Source organism: Saccharothrix syringae (assembly GCF_009498035.1).
Lineage (GTDB): Bacteria > Actinomycetota > Actinomycetes > Mycobacteriales > Pseudonocardiaceae > Actinosynnema > Actinosynnema syringae.
The window spans coordinates 700817-719178 of sequence record NZ_CP034550.1 but is presented as its reverse complement, the minus strand read 5'-3'; the positions used below and the strand labels follow the sequence as shown (position 1 = coordinate 719178).

The window sequence follows — 18362 nt, the reverse complement described above, 5'->3', positions numbered from 1 at the left end:
CGACGTCGACGGGCCCGAAGTCGGTCAGCGGCGAGTCGTCGAACACGCCGGTGCGGTGCGGCAGGACCGGCGCGGTGGACGCCGGCCCCTCGGACGTGTTCGTCGAACGTCCCGGCCACCCCGCCGCGTCAGCCCTCCGCCGCCTCCGCCGCCTCCAGCCACTGCGCCTCGACGTCCTCCGCCTCCGCCAGCACGGCCTTCAGCTCCGCGTCCAGCGCCAGCAGCCGACCGGGGTCGGTGGCCGCCTCGGCGAGCTTGGCGTGCAGCTCGGCCTCCTTCTTCTGCAGCACCTCCAACCGCCGCTCCAGCCGGGCCAGCTCCTTGCGGGCGGCGCGCTGGTCGGCGGCCGACGACGGGGCCGCGGCGGGCTTGGCCACCGGGGCGGCGGCCGCCTCCCGCTGCCGGTCCCGGCGCCGCAGGTACTCCTCGATGCCGCCGGGCAGGTCGGTCAGCCCGCCGTCGCCGAACAGGGCCACCACCCGGTCGCACACCCGCTCCACCAGGTACCGGTCGTGGGAGATGACGACCAGCGTGCCCGGCCACGAGTCGAGCAGGTCCTCCAGCTGCTGGAGGGTGTCGATGTCCAGGTCGTTGGTCGGCTCGTCGAGCAGCAGCACGTTCGGCTCGGCCATCAGCAGCCGGGCCAGCTGCAACCGCCGCCGCTCGCCGCCGGACAGGTCGCCGACCGGCGTCCACTGCTGCTGGGACGAGAACCCGAACCGCTCGGCGAGCTGCGACGCGGACAGCTCCTGCTTGCCCAGCACCACCCGCCGGGCGACCTGCTCGACCGCCTCCAGCACGCGCAGCGAGCCGTCGAGGTCGTGCAGCTCCTGGCTCAGGTGCGCGAGCTTGACCGTCTGCCCCTGGACGCGGTGCCCGGTGTCCAGCTCCTGCTCGCCGGCCAGGGCGCGCAGCAGCGTGGTCTTGCCCGAGCCGTTCACGCCGACGATGCCCACCCGGTCGCCGGGGCCGATGCGCCACGTCAGGTCGCGCACCAGCACGCGGTCGGGCACGGACAGCGTCGCGTCCTCCAGCTCCAGCACCGTGCGGCCCAGCCGGCGCTTGGCGAAGGCCATCAGCTCCACCGAGTCGCGCGGCGGCGGCACGTCCGAGATCAGCGCCTCGGCCGCCTCGATGCGGTAGCGCGGCTTGGACGTGCGGGCGGGCGCGCCGCGGCGCAGCCACGCCAGCTCCTTGCGGGCCAGGTTGCGGCGCTTCTCCTCGATCGCGTCGGCCAGCCGGGCGCGCTCGGCGCGGGCGAACACCCAGTCCGCGTAACCGCCCTCGTACTGCTCGACCCGACCGCCGACGACCTCCCACGTCCGGCTGCACACCGTGTCCAGGAACCACCGGTCGTGGGTCACCACGACCAGCGCGGTGCGCCGGGCCAGCAGGTGCTCGGCCAGCCAGCGCACGCCCTCCACGTCCAGGTGGTTGGTCGGCTCGTCCAGCACCACCAGGTCCAGGTCGCGCACCAGCGCCGCGGCCAGCGCGACCCGGCGCCGCTCGCCACCGGACATGGTGCCCACCGGGGAGTCCAGGCCGAAGCCGGTGATGCCCAGGCCGTCGAGGATCGAGCGCACCCGGGCGTCCGCCGCCCACTCGTGCTCGGCGCCGTACCCGAGCGGGTCGAGCACGGCGTTGCGCACGGTCGAGCCCTCGGGCAGCTCGGTGCGCTGCGTCACCACGGCCATGCGCAGGTCGCGGTTGCGGCTGACGCGCCCCTCGTCCGGCTCGGCGACGCCGGCCAGCACCTCCAGCAGGGTGGTCTTGCCGCCACCGTTGAGGCCGACCACCCCGATCCGGTCGCCCGCGCCGACACCGAGGGACACGCCGTCCAGCAGCGGGCGCACGCCGAACGACTTGGAGACGTTCTCAAGATTGACCAGGTTGGCCACTACCAGCACCTTCGTCGAAACGTGGGCAACAACGAGCTTCGCGCGCTCAGGCGTGCACTTCGGGCGGGGTCGGCCGGGACGCCTCGTCGGTGCCGACCACGCGGGCGCCGTGCACCGGGCCCTGGGCCACGCGCACCGTCCGGCACACCCCCGCGCCCGCCAGCTCGGCCGCCACCCGGACCGCCGAGTCGCCGTCCGTGCACAGGAACGCGCAGGTCGGGCCCGAGCCGGACACCATACCGGCCAGCGCGCCCGCGTTCACGCCCGCGCGCAGCGTGCGCCGCAGGTTCGGCCGCAGCGACACCGCCGCCGCCTGGAGGTCGTTGCCGAGCAGCAGGGCGAGCTGGCGCGGGTCACCGGACGCCAGGCCCTCCAGCACCGCCTCGGCCGGCCCGACGCGCGGCGGGTCGCCCTCCGCGCGCAGCCGGTCCAGCTCGTCGAACACCTCGGGCGTGGGCAGGCCGCGCCGGTCGAAGGCCAGCACCCAGTGGAACGTGTGCCGCGCCAGCACCGGCACGATCCGGTCGCCGCGGTCGGTGCCCAGGGCCGTGCCGCCGTAGAGGGCGAACGGGACGTCCGCGCCGATCTTCGCGGCCAGCTCGGCCAGCTCGTCCTTGCCGACCTCCAGCCGCCACAGCGCGGCCAGGCCGACCAGCGTCGCCGCCGCGTCCGCGCTGCCGCCCGCCATGCCGCCCGCCACCGGGATGGCCTTGCGGATCGAGATCCGGACCTTCGGGTCCTCCGGGTCGCGGCCGACGTGCTCGGCCAGCACCCGCACCGCCCGCCAGGCGAGGTTGGACGCGCCGGTGGGCACCGAGTCGGCGCCCTCGCCGCGCACCTCCACCCCGGGGTCGTCGGCCACGGCGACGGTGACCTCGTCGGTGAGCGACAGGGCCTGGAAGACCGTCACCAGGTCGTGGTAGCCGTCCGCGCGTTGATCGCCGACGGCCAGGTGCAGGTTGACCTTGGCCGGGACGCGGACGGTGACCGGGGGCGGTACGACTGCGAGCACGCCATGAAGCGTACGGGCGTTTCCCGGTTGCCCGCTCCAACCCACCCCTGACCAGCACCGGAAGCAGGCGGGTCCCCCGCGCCGACCGGCACGGGGGACCCGAACGCACAACTCACCGGCCCCGACCGCACGACACGCGGGCCTCGACCGCATGACACGCGAGGTCTGAACGCATGACACGCCCGAGTTCCCGGTTTTGTCCCGGCGTGTCATGCGCTCAAGGCCGGCGTGTCATGCGCTCAAGGCCGGCGTGTCATGCGCTCAAGGCCGGCGTGTCATGCGCTCAAGGCCGGCGTGTCATGCGTCCGAGGCCGGCGTGTCGTGCGGTTGGGGCCGGCGTGTCGTGCGGTTGGGTGGGTCAGACGGCCAGGACGGAGCCGGCGAAGGTTTCCTTGATGTAGTCCTTGACCTGCTGGGACTGGAGGAGTTCGAGGAGGTCCTTGATCCGCTGGTCGTCCTTGAGCTCGGCGCGGGTTACCAGGCCGTTGGCGTTGGGGTTGCCCTCGGTCTTCTCCAGCGCCAGGGCGTCGTCGGCCGGCTTGAGGCCCGCGTCGATGGCGTAGTTGCCGTTGATCACGGACGCGTCGGTGTCGTCGAGCGAGCGGGGCAGCTGGGCGGCCTCCAGCTCGACGAACTCCAGGTTCTTCGGGTTGTCCTCGATGTCGCGGACGGTCGCGGTCTTCTCGGCCCCCGCCCGGACCTTGATCAGGCCGTTGTCCTGGAGCAGCTTGAGGCCGCGCGCCTCGTTGGTGGCGTCGTTGGCCACGGCCACCCGGGCCCCGGCGGGCAGGTCGGCCAGCGACTTGTGCTTGCTGGAGTACAGGCCCAGCGGCTCCAGGTGCACGGGGCCGATCCACTCCAGGGTCGCGCCGCTCTCGGCCTTGAACGTGTCGAGGTAGGGCACGGTCTGGAAGTAGTTGGCGTCCAGCGACCCGTCCACCAGCGCGGTGTTCGGCTGCACGTAGTCGGTGAACTCGACGACCTCGATCTTCAGGTTCTTCGAGGCGGCCAGGTTGTCCGCGACGTACTTGAGCACCTGGGCGTGCGGCACGGGGCTCACGCCGACCTTGAGCGGCGCGTTCGGGTCCGATGCCGCGCCGGTCTCACCACCGCTCCCGCAGCCCACAGCGGTGAGCAGCACGGCCAGCAGGGCAGCACGAATACGCATTTCGTTCCTTTTGGGACGGAGGGGTCAGACGGAGGCGTGGCGGCGTCGGTCGACGGCCCGGGCCACGCGGTTGGCGGTGAACTGGATCGCGGTGGCGACGACCGCCAGCACGGCCACCGTGGTCCACAGGTAGCGCTCGTTGAACCGCTGGTAGCCCTCGCGCACGGCGAGGTCGCCGAGGCCGCCGCCGCCGACCACGCCGGCCATCGCCGAGTAGCCGAGCAGGGCGATGGCGGTCACGCCGACCGCGTTCACCAGGGCGGGCAGCGATTCGCGGAGCAGGACGCTGCGGACGATCCGGGTGGTCGAGGCGCCGGTCGTGACCGCCGCCTCGACCACCGAGACGTGCACTTCGGACAGCACGTTCTGGACCAGCCTGCCCACGAACGGGATGGCGCCGACGGCCAGCGGCACGATGGCGGCGGTCGGTCCGATGGTGCTGCCGAGCAGGAGCCTGGTCAGCGAGGTGAGGACCACCAGCAGGACCAGGAAGGGCATGGAGCGACCGAGGTCCACGACGAACCCGAGCACCTTGTGGAGCACCGGGCGCGGCTTCAGCCCACCGGGTGCGGTGAGCTGGAGCCAGACGCCGACGGGGGTGCCGAGCAGGACCGCGATCAGGGTGGAGACGCCCACCATGTACAACGTCTCACCGGTCGCGGCGAGCACGGTGTCGAACACGGTGGACCAGGGTGTTGCAGACCTCACGCAGCAACTCCCTGCGGACCCGCGAGGGTCCGGCGCACCGCGCCTCCGGCCTCCGAGATCCACTCCAGCGCCGAGTCCGCGCGCTCGCCGTTCAGGCCGACGCGGAACCGGGCGACCGGGGTCTCGCCCAGCCGGGTCAGGCCGCCGCCCAGCAGGTTCAGCTCGACGCCGAACCGGCCGGTGGCCTCGGGCAGCAGCGCGCCCACCGCGGCGAAGCCGACCAGCACGACGTCGGCGACGCGGTCGTACGCCTTCTCGGCCGCCGGGTTCTGGTCCACGGCGGGCAGCAGCGACGCGGCCGTGCGGCTGCCGGCGTCGGAGACCAGGTCGAGCACCTTGCCGTGCTCCACGACCCGGCCGTCCTCCAGCACCGCGACGTCGTCGCAGATCCGGCGCACCACGCCCATGTCGTGGGTGACCACGAGCACGGTCACGCCCAGCTCGGCGCGCGCCCGGTCCAGCACGGTGAGCACCGAGCCGGTGGTCTCGGGGTCCAGCGCGGAGGTCGGCTCGTCGGCCAGCAGCACCGACGGCGACGCGGCGAGCGCGCGGGCCACCGCGATGCGCTGGCGCTGGCCGCCGGAGAGCTGGTCGGGGTAGCTGCCGGCCTTGTCGGTCAGGCCCACCAGGTCCAGCAGCTCGGCGACGCGGGTGCGGCGCTGCGGCCCGGCCACGCCCGCGGCCTCCAGCGGCAGCGCGACGTTGCCCGCGGCGGTGCGCTGGCGCAGCAGCGAGTCGCCCTGCGGCACGACGCCGATGCGCCGGCGGGCGGCGCGCAGCGCGGTGCCGTCGAGGGAGACGAGGTCGGTGCCGTCGACGCGGATCGCGCCGCTGTCGGGGCGCTCCAGCAGGGCGACGCACCGGGCCAGGGTGGACTTGCCGGCGCCGCTGGGGCCGACGACGCCGAGCACGGTGCCCGCGTCGACGTCCAGGTTCACGCCGTCCAGCGCGCGAACCTGCCCGGTACTGCCGGGGAAGGACTTGGTGAGGTTCTCGACCGTGATCACGTTTTCACTCCACGACTGCATGCGGCCGCGCGCGCTCGTGGCGCGCGTGGGCCGGAGGCTTCGAAGCTCAGGGATGTGTCCCGCGGAGGGGGACGCCGAGAGGAGGGTGCGGACGGGCTAGGCGGTAGCTCGTCAGCTGCGACAGGCCGACACCGTGCGGCGGCCGTGGTCGACGACCCGCCTCCGGGTGAGCATTCGCATCCTGGGCACGTGATCCTCCATCGTTCCTGGCTGAAGCACCTGCCCCGGTGGCGGGGTGGTTGCTGCGGCGTCGTGGAGCCAGGTCTCTCGGCCGCTCGGGATGGCACGTCGAGTACACCCGAAGGACCCCTGGCGACGCAAGCCCGTAACAGGAACGTCCGGCAAATCACACTGATGGCCGAAGGATCGGCGACTACCGGGCCGAGGCGACCTCGGCTATCCGGACGAAGTCGTCGACGCCCAACTGCTCCCCCCGCGCGCCGGGGTCGACGCCCGCGGCGAGCAGCAGCCGCTCGGCCTCGGCGGGCGAGCCGGCCCACCCGGCCAGCGCACCGCGCAGGGTCTTGCGCCGCTGCGCGAAAGCCGCGTCCACCAACGAGAAGAGCCACTTCTGATCCACAGTGGACAGCGGTGCGTGGCGCTCGAACGCGACCAGCGCGGAGTCCACGTTGGGTACCGGCCAGAACACCGAGCGCGACACCGGGCCGGCGCGGCGGGCGTCGGCGTACCAGGCGAGCTTCACGCTCGGCACCCCGTAGACCTTGCTGCCGGGCCCGGCGGCCATCCGGTCGGCCACCTCGGACTGCACCATCACCAGGCCGGTGCGCAGCGACGGCAGCTCGGCCAGCAGGTGCAGCACCACGGGCACGGCCACGTTGTAGGGCAGGTTGGCGACCAGCGCGGTGGGCGCGTGGGGCAGCCGGTCGGCGGTGACGCGCATCGCGTCCCCGTGCACCACGGCGAGCCGGTCGGCCAGGCCGGGCGCGCGTTCGGCGACGGTGAGCGGCAGCCGGCCGGCCAGCACCCCGTCGATCTCCACGGCCACCAGGGCCCGGCACGCGGGCAGCAGCGCCAGGGTCAGCGAGCCCAGGCCGGGTCCGACCTCCAGCACCACGTCGTCCGGCCGCAGGTCCGCCGAGGCCACGATGCGGCGCACCGTGTTCGGGTCGTGCACGAAGTTCTGCCCCAGCTTCTTGGTGGGGCGGACGTCGAGGTCGGCGGCCAGCCGACGGACGTCGGCCGGGCCGAGGAGCGAACTCCCCGGCCCGGCCGACGACGAAGCATTGGTCACGCGTGCATTCTTACGGCAGGCCCAGCTTGGCCTGGCACCCGGGCCACGCGGAGTAGCTGCCGCGGGCGTCGCGCAGCTTGGTCGCGACGGCGATCTGCTGCTCGCGGGTGGCCTGGTGCGGGTAGGCCGCGTACTGGCCGCCGCCGTAGGCGTCCCAGGTGCCCTTGTTGAACTGGAGGCCGCCGTAGTAGCCGTTGCCGGTGTTGATGGCCCAGTTGCCGCCGGCCTCGCACTTGGCCAGCGAGTCCCACACCGCGCCGTCCGGCGGGAGCTTGGTGCCGACCTTGACCTTGCGGGCCACGGGCTCCCTGGTGACCTTGGCGCCCAGCTTCTCCCGGCCGATCTCCTGGCCGTTCTTGACCGTGACGCGGTAGGTGACGATCTGCTCGCCGGCCGCGCCGGGCTCGACGACCTGCTTCTCGCCCTTCATCATCGTGTCGTCTTTGATCTCCTCGACGGGCGGCTGCACCGGCTCCGTCGCGTTGATCACCGAGACACCCGTCCGGCTGATGTGGACCTCGGCGCCGTTGGTGACGCGCAGGTCCAGGGCCGTTTCGAGCTTGTCGTCCGGGCCGAGGGCGAGGTTCTCGCCCTTGAGCAGCTCGTCGACCGTCACCGCGGTGGTCTGGATCTGGCGCGGCGCGTTGCCGCCGTCGTAGAGCGTGATCGTCTTGAGGCTCTTGACCTCCAGGTCCATGCCCTGGAGCGGCACGTCCATGCCGCGGTCGTGGGAGACCCACGCGCCCCGGTCGTCGATCTCGAGCTGGTCGAGGGCCTCGTCGACGGTCACCGACCGGACCCAGCCCTCGCGCTGCTCGCCGTCGACGGTGGCCCTGACCAGGCGGCCGCGGTCGAGCGTGATCTTGCCGCCGTCGCCGACCTTGGCCTGGGGGCTCGGGCTCAGCGCGTCGTGGTCCCCGACGGTGATGCCCTCGTCGGCCAGGATCTCGCCGACGGTGGACTCGTAGGTCCGCACCGTCTTGGCCTCGCCGTCCACGTCGACCGTGACGGACTTGTCCATGGCGATGGCGGTCGCGCCGCCACCGGAGATGGTCACCAGCACGGTGGCGACCGCGGCCTTGAGGAAGCGGCGCTTCCACTTCCCGGCGGCTTCGACCAGGACGGCGGGCGGGGCGTCGGGCTGTTCGACGGCCAACGCGCCCGCGACGCGGTCCTGGGAGACCTCGTCCGGGATGATGATCGGCGGGAGGAGCGTGGTCTCGGCGTTGATGAGCCTGATCAGCTCGTCGACGTCGACGTTGGCGTTCGCCAGCAGCTCGTCGGCGTCCGGTCCGAGGACCTCCATGACGTCGTTCGGCGTGATCGTGAAGACGGCCGTCTCCCAGCCGGAGTTGTCCCACTCGATCGGCGTGGCCGGTCGGTCCAGGACGCCCACCCCGGTGGCCGGGACGTCTTTCACGGGCGTAAACCAGTCGGTGTCCTCGTTGAACGAGTTCACGGGGTTCCATACCTCCTGAAGGCGCGAAGTCCCGCAACGCGCGCGGTGATGTCGGCGGTCAGCTACTGATCCCCGGCAACTCCCGTGCTGTTCGGCCTTCTCGCTTCTGGTGCTGTCGACCCGCCCCGACCGCGGGTGCGCCCCCTCTGGATACAAGGGGCACGGTCACGGGACCGTAACGGGTGGCGGGGGGTTGTGCAAACACCCCTACTCGACTTTGTGAGTTCGCTCACCCCCATGGCGGTGGAACCCCGTAGTCCGTTCGTCGCAAGGGGAACTACGACCGCACCGCGTCACGAAGCCCGAAGATCCGTTCGGCGTTCCGGGTGATCATCGCGGCCAGTTCGGCCAGATCGGCCTCACGCAGCGTCGCGAGATCCCGGAGCGTGTAGTTCGCGCAGTATGGTTCGTTCGGGCGACCCCGGTACGGGTGCGGGGTGAGGAACGGCGCGTCCGTCTCGACCAGCACGTGATCGCCCGGCACCCAGCGCGCCGCCTCGCGCAGCGCGTGCGCGTTGCGGAAGGTCGCGGTGCCCGCGAAGGACAGGGTGAAGCCGCGGTCCACGCAGCGCCGGGCGAAGTCGAGGTCGCCGGAGAAGCAGTGGAAGACCACCTCGGGCGGCGCGCCCTCGGCGTCGAGCACCGTGAGGACGTCCTCGTGGGCGTCCCGGTCGTGGATCATCAGCGGCTTGCCGGTGCGCTTGGCGAGCTCGACGTGCCACCGGAAGGCGACCTGCTGCGCCTCGGGCGGCGAGTAGTCCCAGTAGTAGTCCAGGCCGGTCTCGCCGATCGCCACCACGCGCGGGTGCGCGGCGAGCCGGGCCAGCTCGGCCTGCTCGGCCTCGCCGAAGTCCGCGGTGCGGGTGGGGTGCAGCGCGACGGCGGCGAAGACCCGGTCGTCCCAGCCGGCCGCCTCGACGACCCAGCGGGCCGAGTCCAGGTCGTCGGCGACGGTGACCACGCGGTCCACGCCCGCCGCGCCCGCCCGGTCGAGCAGGGCCTTGACGTCCTCCGGGGTCTTGGCGCCGCAGGCGTCGAGGTGGGTGTGGGCGTCGACCACCGGCACCGGGAGGGGTTCCGGTGCCGGTGGCCGCTCGCCCGCGCGCTTGGTCACGGGACGATCGGGGCCCACTCGGGGCCCTTCTCGCCCAGCTCCGGGTCGAGCTTCGCGAACAGCGGGGTCGGCTTGGCCAGCGGGCGGCCGACCTCGATGGGCGTGGACGCCCAGGTGGCCTGCTCGGCCGCGTAGTCGCCGGTCAGCACCGGGTACTCCCGGTCGGCGACGTCGAGGTCGGCGACCTCGGTCACCCGCGGCTGCGCCGCCCACACGCCGGTGCCGCCCAGCAGCTCGTGCACCTTCTGCGCGGAGTGCGGCAGGAACGGCGTGAGCAGGGCGTTGGCGTCCTGGACGACCTGGAGGGCGGTGTGCAGGACGGTGTCCCGGCGCTCCGGGTCGTCCTTGAGCTTCCACGGCTCCTGGTCGGACAGGTAGCGGTTGGCCGCGCCGACCACCTTCATCGCCTCGGTGGCCGCCTGCTTGAAGCGGGAGCGGCGCAGGTGGGCCCCGACCACGTCGAACGCGCCCCGGCTGAGGTTCAGCAGGTCGTGGTCGGCGTCGGCGGGCCTGACCGGGTTCGGCACCGCGCCCACGTTCTTGTGGGCCATCGAGATCGACCGGTTGACCAGGTTGCCCCACTCGTTGGCCAGCTCGAAGTTCGTCCGGCGGACGAACTCCTCCCAGGTGAAGTCGGTGTCCTGGTTCTCCGGCCCGGCCACCGAGATGAAGTAGCGCAGCGCGTCCGGGCCGAACTCCCGGAGGAAGTCGGTCACGTAGATGACCGTGCCCCGGGAGGTGGAGAACTTCGAACCGCTCATGGTGAGGAACTCGGACGAGACGACCTCGGTGGGCAGGTTCAGCCGGCCGAACGAGCCGGGCTCGCCGCCCCTGGCGCCCTCGCCGTTCTGGCCCAGCAGCAGGGAGGGCCAGATCAGCGAGTGGAAGACGATGTTGTCCTTGCCCATGAAGTAGTAGCCCTGGGCGTCACCGGTCCAGAACTCGCGCCACGCGTCCGGGTCCCCGCTGCGGCGCGCCCACTCGACCGAGGCGCTGAAGTACCCGATGACCGCGTCGAACCAGACGTAGAACCGCTTCATCGGCTGGTCGCGCCACCCGTCGAGCGGGATGGGGATGCCCCAGTCCAGGTCGCGGGTGATGGCGCGCGGGCGCAGGTCGCCGATGAGGTTCTGGCTGAACTTGAGCACGTTCGGCCGCCACTCGGTGCGGGTCTGCAGCCAGCCGCCGAGGGCGTCGATGAACTGCGGCAGGTCCAGGAACAGGTGCTCGGTCTCGACGAACTTCGGGGTCTCGCCGTTGATCCGCGAGCGCGGGTTCTTCAGGTCGGCCGGGTCGAGCTGGTTGCCGCAGTTGTCGCACTGGTCGCCGCGGGCGCCGTCGTAGCCGCAGATCGGGCAGGTGCCCTCGATGTAGCGGTCGGGCAGGGTGCGGCCGGTGGACGGGCTGATCGCGCCCATCTCGGTCCTGGGCACGACGTAGCCGTTGCGCCAGAGGGCGAGGAACAGCTCCTGGACGACGTGGTAGTGGTTGCCGGTGGTGGTGCGGGTGAACAGGTCGTAGGACAGGCCGAGGCCGTGCAGGTCCTCGGTGATCACGCGGTGGTACTTGTCGACGAGCTGGCGGGTGGTCAGGCCCTCCTTCTCGGCCTGGACCGAGATGGGCGTGCCGTGCTCGTCGGAGCCCGAGACCATGAGCACCCGGTGGCCCGACATGCGCATGAAGCGGGAGAACACGTCGGAGGGGACACCGAAACCGGAGACGTGACCGATGTGGCGGGGGCCGTTGGCGTAGGGCCACGCCACCGCGGTCAGCACGGAGGCACTCATGTGCTAAGCCTACGGAGGCCGGGCCACCGGGTTTTCGCGGGTGGGGGCTGGTGGTCGCGGGCCGGCGGTGGCGCGCGGATCGTCGGTGTGCGGCCGTACCCGCCCGCGAGGGACCACCGGGAGCGGAAGTTCACCCGGACGGGGCCTCTGCCTCAGGAGCCGCTGACCGCGGCGTCGTAGAGGGCCTTCTTGCTCACCCCCGCCGCCGCCGCGACCTCGGCCGCCGCCGCCTTCAGGCGCTCGCCGTCCGCCACGCGCTGCTTCACCTCGGCCACCAGCGCCTCCATCGAGGGCCCGGCGGACGGCTCGGCACCGGCCAGCACCACCGTGATCTCGCCGCGCACCCCCTCCGCCGCCCATCCGGCCAGCTCGCCGAGGCTGCCCCGGCGGACCTCCTCGTAGGTCTTGGTCAGCTCCCGGCACACCGCCGCCCGCCGGTCCGGGCCCAGCACCGCCACCGCGTCCGCGAGGCTGTCCGCCAGCCGGTGCGGGGACTCGAAGAACACGCAGGTCCGGGGTTCGGCGGCCAGCCCGGCGAACCAGCGCCGCCGCTCCCCGGACTTGCGCGGCGGGAAGCCGTCGAAGCAGAAGCGGTCCGAGGGCAGGCCCGACAGGGCCAGCGCCGTGGTCACCGCCGACGGGCCGGGCAGGCACGTCACCCGGACGTCCTCCTCGACGCACGCCGCCACCAGCCGGTAGCCGGGGTCGGACACGCTGGGCATGCCCGCGTCGGTCACCAGCAGCACGGTCGCCCCCGAGCGCAGCGCCTCCAGCAGGCCGGGCAGCCGCTCCCGCTCGTTCTGGTCGTAGAAGCTCACCACCCGCCCGGACGGGGCGACGCCGAGCGCGGCCGCCAGCGACCGCAGCCTCCGGGTGTCCTCGGCGGCGACCACGTCGGCCGAGCCGAGTGCGTCGACCAGGCGCGGCGACGCGTCCCGGACGTCTCCGAGCGGAGTAGCCGCCAGCACCAAACGGCCTGATCCCGATACAGGTCTCACACCCTTCACCCTACGATCGGGCTCGTGAGCCTGATCGCACCGCAGTCCGCAGACGACGTGGTCTCCCCCGGCGACGTGCCGCCGGCGAGCCCGCCACCGGGCAACGACCGCGAGTCGCGGGCCCGCCTGCTCGACCCCGGCCCGGTCGGCGACGCCCTGCGGGGGTGGCTGGTCACCCTCGCCGTGGCGCTGGTCGGCGGCGTGGTGCGGTTCTGGAACCTGGGGTTCCCGACCGACAAGGGCACCCCGATCTTCGACGAGAAGCACTACGTGCCGCAGGCCGCGCAGGTGCTGCGCAACGGCGGCTACGAGGACAACCCCGGCTACGAGCTGATCGTCCACCCGCCGCTGGGCAAGCAGCTCATCGCCATCGGCGAGTGGCTGTTCGGCTACGACGGCGTGGGCTGGCGGTTCACCGCGGCGCTCGCGGGCACGCTGACCATCGTGCTGGTGGTGCGCATCGCGCGGCGGCTGACCCGGTCGGACCTGCTCGCCGCGATCGCCGGCGTGCTGCTGATCGCGGACGGCCTGAGCCACGTGCAGTCGCGGATGGGCATGCTCGACTCCTTCCTGACGCTGTTCGTGGTGGTCGCGTTCGCGTGCCTGGTGGCCGACCGGGACCAGGTGCGCGCCCGGCTGGCCGTCGCCGTGCGCGAGGGCTGGGTGGGCAACTCGCCGTTCGGCCCGTGGCTGGGCTTCCGCTGGTGGCGCTTCGCCGCGGGGATCGCGCTGGGCCTGGGGTGCGGCGTGAAGTGGTCCGGCGCCTACTTCATCCTGTTCTTCGGCGTGCTGTCGGTGTTGTGGAGCCTGACCGCGCGGCGCGCGGCGGGCGTGGAGCGGCCGTGGCTGGGCACGATCGCCAAGGACCTGCTGCCGTCGCTGTTCGCCCTGGCGCTCGTGCCGGTGCTGGCCTACCTGGCCACGTGGTGGGCGTGGTTCGGCAGCGAGACCGCCATCGACCGGCACGTGGTGGGCGCGAAGCTGCCCGACGACTCGTGGGTGCCCGACCCGCTGCGCGCGCTCTGGTACTACACGTCCAACGTCTACGACTTCCACACCGGGCTGGTCACCTCGGAGACCAACCGGCACCCGTGGGAGTCCAAGCCGTGGACGTGGCCGATGGGCCTGCGGCCGATGCTCTACTACTTCGAGGGCGCGGTGACCGGCTGCGGCGCGGCGACCTGCGTGGGCGCGATCATGCTGATCGGCACGCCCGCCATGTGGTGGCTGGCGTTCCCGGTGCTGGCGTGGGCGCTGTGGCAGGCGATCACCCGGCTGGACTGGCGGTACGCGGCGGTGCTCGTCGGCTACGCCGCGGGCTACCTGCCGTGGTTCATCAACGTCGACCGGCAGATGTACTACTTCTACGCCATGCCGATGGCGCCGTTCCTGGTGCTGGGCATCGCGCTCGCGCTGGGCGAGCTCCTGGGCCGCCGCACGGACGGCCCGGAGCGCCGCGGCACCGGCCGGCTGGCGGTGGCCCTCTACGTCGGGCTGGTGGTGGCCAACTTCGTCTGGCTGTGGCCGATCCTCAACGGCGACCCGATCACCCCCGAGATGTGGGACGCCCAGAAGTGGCTGCCGTCGTGGAACTGACCGCGCCGTCCTGGGAGGACGGTGCGGTGGGCACCAGGGCGGCCGGCACGTCGGCGGGCGGCGCGAACACCTCCTCGGGCCGCACGCGCGGCGCCGCCGCGGCCCACGGCCCGGGGTTCTGCGCCACCGCCCCGTAGAAGTCGTCCACCGCGCCGGGCGCGGAATCGGTGAACGGGTTCCGCCCGGTTCCGCGCCCGGTCGCGGGCGCGCCCAGCGGCTGCGTGAGGGTGCGCCCGAACTCGCGCACCGCGGACATCACCGCGAGCGGCGCGGAGGTCGCCCGGCGTTCCCGCTCGTCCGCCCCGTCGCAGCGGACCCGCTCACCGCGGCAGCTCGGTCAGCACCGGGTTGCGCATGGCCTCGTAGATCACCGAGCTGCGGAAGCTGATCACCTCCCGCCGCCTGCTCAGCCGGTCGATGAGGAACGCGTGCAGGTGCTCCAGGTCGCGCACCGCCACGTGGATCAGGAAGTCGTCGTCGCCCGCCACCACGTACATCGCCGTCACCTCCGGCAGCGTGCCGATCGCGGCCTTGAAGCCGTCGATCACCGGGCGGCTCATCGGGCGCAGCCGGGCGGCCACGAATGCCTGCACCGGGCGGTTGAGGGCGCCGAGGTCCACGTCCGCGTGGTAGCCCCTGATCACGCCGCGCTCGCGCAGCGACCGCACCCGCTCCAGGCACGTCGACGGTGCCACGCCCAGCCGCCTGGCCAGCTCGCGGTTCGTCAGCCGCGCATCCGACTGGAGGTTCCTGATGATCTCCGAATCAAGTTCGTCCACGCACCGATCATCCCGCCTCCGACCGAATCAAGTTCGGAAAACGTGGACAACAACGCGCGGGTGAATAACTTCATGGGCATCCCATCGAACGAACGGACGCCCTCGTGCTGCCCACCAAGATCGCCCTCGTCCTGCGCGACGACCTGCCGCCGAACCTCGCCGCCAACGCCGCCGCCGTCCTCGGCCTGACCCTCGGCGCCCGCCTGGCCGACCTGCTCGGCGAGGACGTGAAGGACGCCGACGGCACGCTCCACCCCGGCCTCAACACCCACCCCGTCCCCGTGCTCACCGCGCCGGCCGACCGGCTCAAGGCCCTGTACCGGGCGGGGGACGTGCTCCGGATCGGCTTCACCGAGGTCGCCCGCCGGGCGCGGACCTACGGCGAGTACGTCGAGGCCCTGTCCGCCGCGACCGACCCGGGGTTCGTCGCCGTCGCCCTGTACGGGCCCCGCGCCGAGGTCGGCAGGCTGACCCGCGACCTCCCCCTGATGGCATGAGGCTCACCGCGATGTACCTGGGCGCGGTCCTCGGCCCCGGGGTCCTGGTGCTGCCCGCCCTGGCCAACGACGCCGCCGGGCCCGCCTCGGTCCTGGCCTGGGTGGCGCTGCTGCTGCTCAGCGTCCCGATCGCGACCTGCTTCGCCACCCTCGGCGAGCGGTACCGGGGCGGGGTCGCCGGGTTCGTCGGCGCGGCGTTCGGGCCGCGCGCCGCCCGGCCGGTCGCCTGGTGGTTCTACCTGGTCGGCGTGCCGTTCGGGGTGCTGGGCGGCGCGCTGGTGGGCGGGGAGTACGTGGTGCACGCGCTCGGCCGGGGCGACCCGGTGGTCGCCGGGCTCCTGCTGCTGGCCACCGGGTTCGCCGCGAACTACGCGGGCCTGCGCGTGTCGGCGGGCGCGCAGGTGCTGCTGGTGGTCCTGCTGTCCGGGCTGCTGGTGGTGGCGGTCGCCGTCGGCGCGGCGGACGTCGGGGCGGACGACTTCCGGCCGTTCGCGCCGCACGGGTGGGCGGCGATCGGGACGGCGGCGGTGGTGCTGTTCTTCGCCTTCTCCGGGTGGGAGGCGGCGAGCAACCTCGCCGACGAGTTCGCCGACCCGCGCCGCGCCACCCGGCGCACCCTGGCCGTGGTCGCCGTCCTCTACCTCGGGCTCGCCGTCACCACGGCCGGCACCACCAGCGACGTCCCGCTCGCCGACCTGCTGGAACGCGCCTTCGGGCCGGCCGCCCGGCCGGTCACCGCGGTGGCGGCCGCGCTGCTCACGCTCGGCGCGGTGAACACCTACCTGGCGGGCGGGGCGCGCCTGGGCGGCCGGCACGGCCTGACCGGCCTGCTGGTCCTGTGCGCCCTGCTCACCGCCGCGGTGCTGCGGTGGCACGTCGGGCTGGACGCGGTGATGCGGGTCGCGTCCACCGCGCTGGCCGCGGTGACGGCGGCGGGCGCGGCCGCCGCCGTCAAGCTGCTGCGCGACCGCGCGGCGGCGATCGCCCTGGCCGCCACCTGCGCGGTGCTGGCGTGCGCCGGCCCGCTGCTGGCCGTGCCCCTGGTGGTCGGGGTCGCGGCCCTGGTCAGCGCACGGGTCGGGTCGGCGGTTCCGGCCGGTCGATCATCCTCGTGACCGGGCCCTCCTTGCTCAGGCCCGCCTGCGACAGCCACGCGCCCAGCTCCGCGCGGACCGCGGTCAGCGACGGCCGCTTGGCCGGTTCGGGGTCCAGCGCGCTGGTCAGCAGCCGGGTGTGGGCGCTGTGCTGGGGCAGCTTCACGCACGGCTCGCCCTGCGCGGCGGCCATCAGCGCGGAGATCGGGTTCTCCCGCGACCCGCGCGGCGGCTGGCCGGTGAGCGCGTAGCTGACCGTGGCGGCCAGCTGCCAGGCGTCGGAGGCCGGGCTCGCGGGTTCGCCGCGGGCGGTCTCCGGGGCGAGGAAGTCGGGCGTGCCGACCATCATCCCGGTGGCGGTGAGCGTGCTGTCGCCCTTCGACCGGGCGATGCCGAAGTCGATCAGGTGCGCGGTGCCGTGGGTGTCCACGATGACGTTGGACGGCTTCACGTCCCGGTGCAGCACGCCCTGGTCGTGGGCGGCGGCCAGCGCGTCGGCCATGTTGACCCACAGCCGGGCGGCCAGCGTGTCGGCGAGCAGGCCGCTGTTGAGCACCACCTCCGACAGCGGCCGGCCGTCGATGTACTCCATGATGATGGCCAGGCCGTCCGGGTCCTGGACGATGTCGAACACCCGCACGCAGTTGGGGTGCCGCACGGCGGCCAGGGCGCGTGCCTCGCGGACCATGCGCTGCTCGGTCTCGTTGTCCGGGGCGTGCGCGAGCTTGACCGCGACCGTGCGGGCCAGCTGCTCGTCCACGGCCAGCCAGACCGTGCCGAACCCGCCGCGGCCGAGCTGGCGGATGCGGCGGAACCGGCCGCCCGCCGGGTTCCACACCTTGCCGGAGTTCGCCACCGGCGCCGGGTTGGAGCCCGAGGACACCGCGCCGGGCCCGAACGGCAGCGGGCCGGGCGTGTCGGCCAGCCTGCTCGGCTGCGGGGTCGGCTGCTGCTCCACGCGCGTGGGCCTGGGCGGCTCCGGGCGGACCTCGGCGACCCGCGTCGGCGGGTACTGCCGGTTCGGCGGCGGCACCGGCCGGTAGGGCGCGGGCTGGTAGGGCGGGATCTGCGCGGGCTGGTAGGGCGGCGGCTTCTCCGACTGGTACGGCGGCGGCTTGTCCGGCTGGTACGGCGGCGGCTGGTGTCCCGAGGACTGGTGCACCGGTTGGTGGCCGGACGACTGGTGACCGGACGACTGGTGGCCGGCGGACTGGTGCGGCGAGGAGTTCTGCGGCGTCCTGGACGCCGCGGGCTGCGGGTCGGGGGTCCCGCGATCGCGACCGGGGCGGTTGAGCATGGCGGTAGTCAACCCGAAAACCCGCACCACGAGGGAGCCGAACAGCGCAACCGGGAAGAAACCGAGCAGCAGGTGGCCCAGCAGCATCACGGGCAGTGCGGAGACGGCCACCAGCAGCACCAGGAACGGCGGCCAGAACACCCGGCGCGGCCAGCTCGGGCCCAGCCGGAAGGTCGAACCGGCCTGGAGCATGACGAACAGCAGGCACAGCAGCGCCAGCGCGATCGTCGCGCCGCCGGCCACCATGTAGAGGACGTTGCCGCCCTGGAACACCTCCAGGACGGAGGGCGACCCGATCAGGTAGTCGAACTGGGTGAACCCCGCGCACGGCGCCTCGTCCAGCGACGCGGCGCCGGGCAGCCGGCCGGTGCTCAGCAGCTTGTAGGCGCCGGAGAACGCCACCCACGGCAGCACCAGGGTGCTGGTCACGCCGAGCACGGCGAAGATCGCGCCGGTGACCGGCCCGTAGGAGTTGCCGACGACCCGGCGCACGGTGATCGACAGCAGCGCGGCGAGCGTCGGCAGCACGCCGACCAGCGCGCCGAACGCGGTGGCGGTCCAAGCCCAGTCGCCGGGGCACAGCCCCACGCCCACCCAGCCGTGCAGCCACGTCAGCAGCGACTCGGCCAGCTCCACGACGCGCACCACCCCTTCTCGTCGCCTCTCAGGGTACGG

16 protein-coding genes and 1 riboswitch are annotated in these 18362 nt (G+C 73.3%); of the genes, 3 read left to right on the top strand and 13 right to left on the bottom strand.

The annotated features are described in order from the left end of the window. Positions 1 to 128: 128 nt before the first annotated feature. The 10 genes from EKG83_RS03420 to rsmI form a co-directional block, all read right to left on the bottom strand. Complete coding sequence (locus tag EKG83_RS03420) at positions 129 to 1898, bottom strand: ABC-F family ATP-binding cassette domain-containing protein (protein ID WP_033429949.1); 1770 nt, start codon at positions 1896 to 1898, stop codon at positions 129 to 131. Between the two features lie 46 nt (positions 1899 to 1944). Then, complete coding sequence (locus EKG83_RS03415; RefSeq protein ID WP_033429948.1) at positions 1945 to 2910, bottom strand: 4-(cytidine 5'-diphospho)-2-C-methyl-D-erythritol kinase; 966 nt, start codon at positions 2908 to 2910, stop codon at positions 1945 to 1947. Positions 2911 to 3268: 358 nt separating this feature from the next. Then, positions 3269 to 4078: a MetQ/NlpA family ABC transporter substrate-binding protein gene (locus EKG83_RS03410; RefSeq protein WP_033429947.1), complete on the bottom strand. Its 810-nt coding sequence runs from the start codon at positions 4076 to 4078 to the stop codon at positions 3269 to 3271. A gap of 24 nt (positions 4079 to 4102) precedes the next feature. After that, positions 4103 to 4786, bottom strand: a complete 684-nt coding sequence (locus tag EKG83_RS03405; protein ID WP_033429946.1) for a methionine ABC transporter permease — start codon at positions 4784 to 4786, stop codon at positions 4103 to 4105. After that, positions 4783 to 5793 (bottom strand): methionine ABC transporter ATP-binding protein, encoded by a 1011-nt coding sequence (locus tag EKG83_RS03400; protein ID WP_033429945.1) that lies wholly within the window; start codon positions 5791 to 5793, stop codon positions 4783 to 4785. Before EKG83_RS03400 ends, EKG83_RS03405 begins: the two co-directional genes overlap by 4 nt. A gap of 215 nt (positions 5794 to 6008) precedes the next feature. Further along, a riboswitch (SAM riboswitch) is annotated at positions 6009 to 6101 on the bottom strand. Positions 6102 to 6187: 86 nt separating this feature from the next. Continuing rightward, positions 6188 to 7066 (bottom strand): 16S rRNA (adenine(1518)-N(6)/adenine(1519)-N(6))-dimethyltransferase RsmA, encoded by an 879-nt coding sequence (rsmA, locus tag EKG83_RS03395; RefSeq protein ID WP_051765308.1) that lies wholly within the window; start codon positions 7064 to 7066, stop codon positions 6188 to 6190. A 10-nt stretch (positions 7067 to 7076) separates the two neighbouring features. Continuing rightward, a complete protein-coding gene (locus tag EKG83_RS03390; RefSeq protein ID WP_033429944.1) occupies positions 7077 to 8525 on the bottom strand; it encodes a resuscitation-promoting factor in 1449 nt (482 codons plus the stop codon). Positions 8526 to 8802: 277 nt separating this feature from the next. Next, positions 8803 to 9639, bottom strand: coding sequence for a TatD family hydrolase (locus EKG83_RS03385; RefSeq protein WP_033429943.1), 837 nt, complete (start codon positions 9637 to 9639; stop codon positions 8803 to 8805). Continuing rightward, entirely contained in the window at positions 9636 to 11426 is a 1791-nt protein-coding gene (gene metG, locus EKG83_RS03380; protein ID WP_033429942.1) for a methionine--tRNA ligase, read from the bottom strand. Before metG ends, EKG83_RS03385 begins: the two co-directional genes overlap by 4 nt. Positions 11427 to 11578: 152 nt before the next feature. Then, on the bottom strand, positions 11579 to 12397 hold the full coding sequence (rsmI, locus tag EKG83_RS03375) for a 16S rRNA (cytidine(1402)-2'-O)-methyltransferase (RefSeq protein ID WP_407690775.1): 819 nt from the start codon (positions 12395 to 12397) through the stop codon (positions 11579 to 11581). Positions 12398 to 12448: 51 nt separating this feature from the next. On the opposite strand from rsmI, the gene EKG83_RS03370 reads away from it, so the two are divergent. Further along, a complete protein-coding gene (locus EKG83_RS03370; protein ID WP_033429940.1) occupies positions 12449 to 14020 on the top strand; it encodes a dolichyl-phosphate-mannose--protein mannosyltransferase in 1572 nt (523 codons plus the stop codon). Here the strand turns inward: EKG83_RS03370 and EKG83_RS03365 are convergent. Then, positions 13971 to 14276 (bottom strand): hypothetical protein, encoded by a 306-nt coding sequence (locus EKG83_RS03365; protein WP_153277857.1) that lies wholly within the window; start codon positions 14274 to 14276, stop codon positions 13971 to 13973. The genes EKG83_RS03370 and EKG83_RS03365 overlap by 50 nt on opposite strands. Before the next feature lie 64 nt (positions 14277 to 14340). After that, a complete protein-coding gene (locus EKG83_RS03360; RefSeq protein ID WP_033429939.1) occupies positions 14341 to 14799 on the bottom strand; it encodes an Lrp/AsnC family transcriptional regulator in 459 nt (152 codons plus the stop codon). A 104-nt stretch (positions 14800 to 14903) separates the two neighbouring features. Here EKG83_RS03360 and EKG83_RS03355 point away from each other — a divergent pair, with 104 nt between their 5' ends. Both EKG83_RS03355 and EKG83_RS03350 read left to right on the top strand, forming a co-directional pair. Further along, on the top strand, positions 14904 to 15296 hold the full coding sequence (locus tag EKG83_RS03355) for a DUF2000 domain-containing protein (protein WP_153277856.1): 393 nt from the start codon (positions 14904 to 14906) through the stop codon (positions 15294 to 15296). Next, positions 15293 to 16411, top strand: coding sequence for an APC family permease (locus tag EKG83_RS03350; protein ID WP_063741297.1), 1119 nt, complete (start codon positions 15293 to 15295; stop codon positions 16409 to 16411). Before EKG83_RS03355 ends, EKG83_RS03350 begins: the two co-directional genes overlap by 4 nt. Here the strand turns inward: EKG83_RS03350 and EKG83_RS03345 are convergent. Further along, the gene (locus tag EKG83_RS03345; RefSeq protein WP_063741296.1) at positions 16362 to 18335 is read right to left on the bottom strand and encodes a serine/threonine-protein kinase; all 1974 of its coding nucleotides are present in this window, start codon (positions 18333 to 18335) and stop codon (positions 16362 to 16364) included. The genes EKG83_RS03350 and EKG83_RS03345 overlap by 50 nt on opposite strands. Between the last annotated feature and the right edge of the window lie 27 nt (positions 18336 to 18362).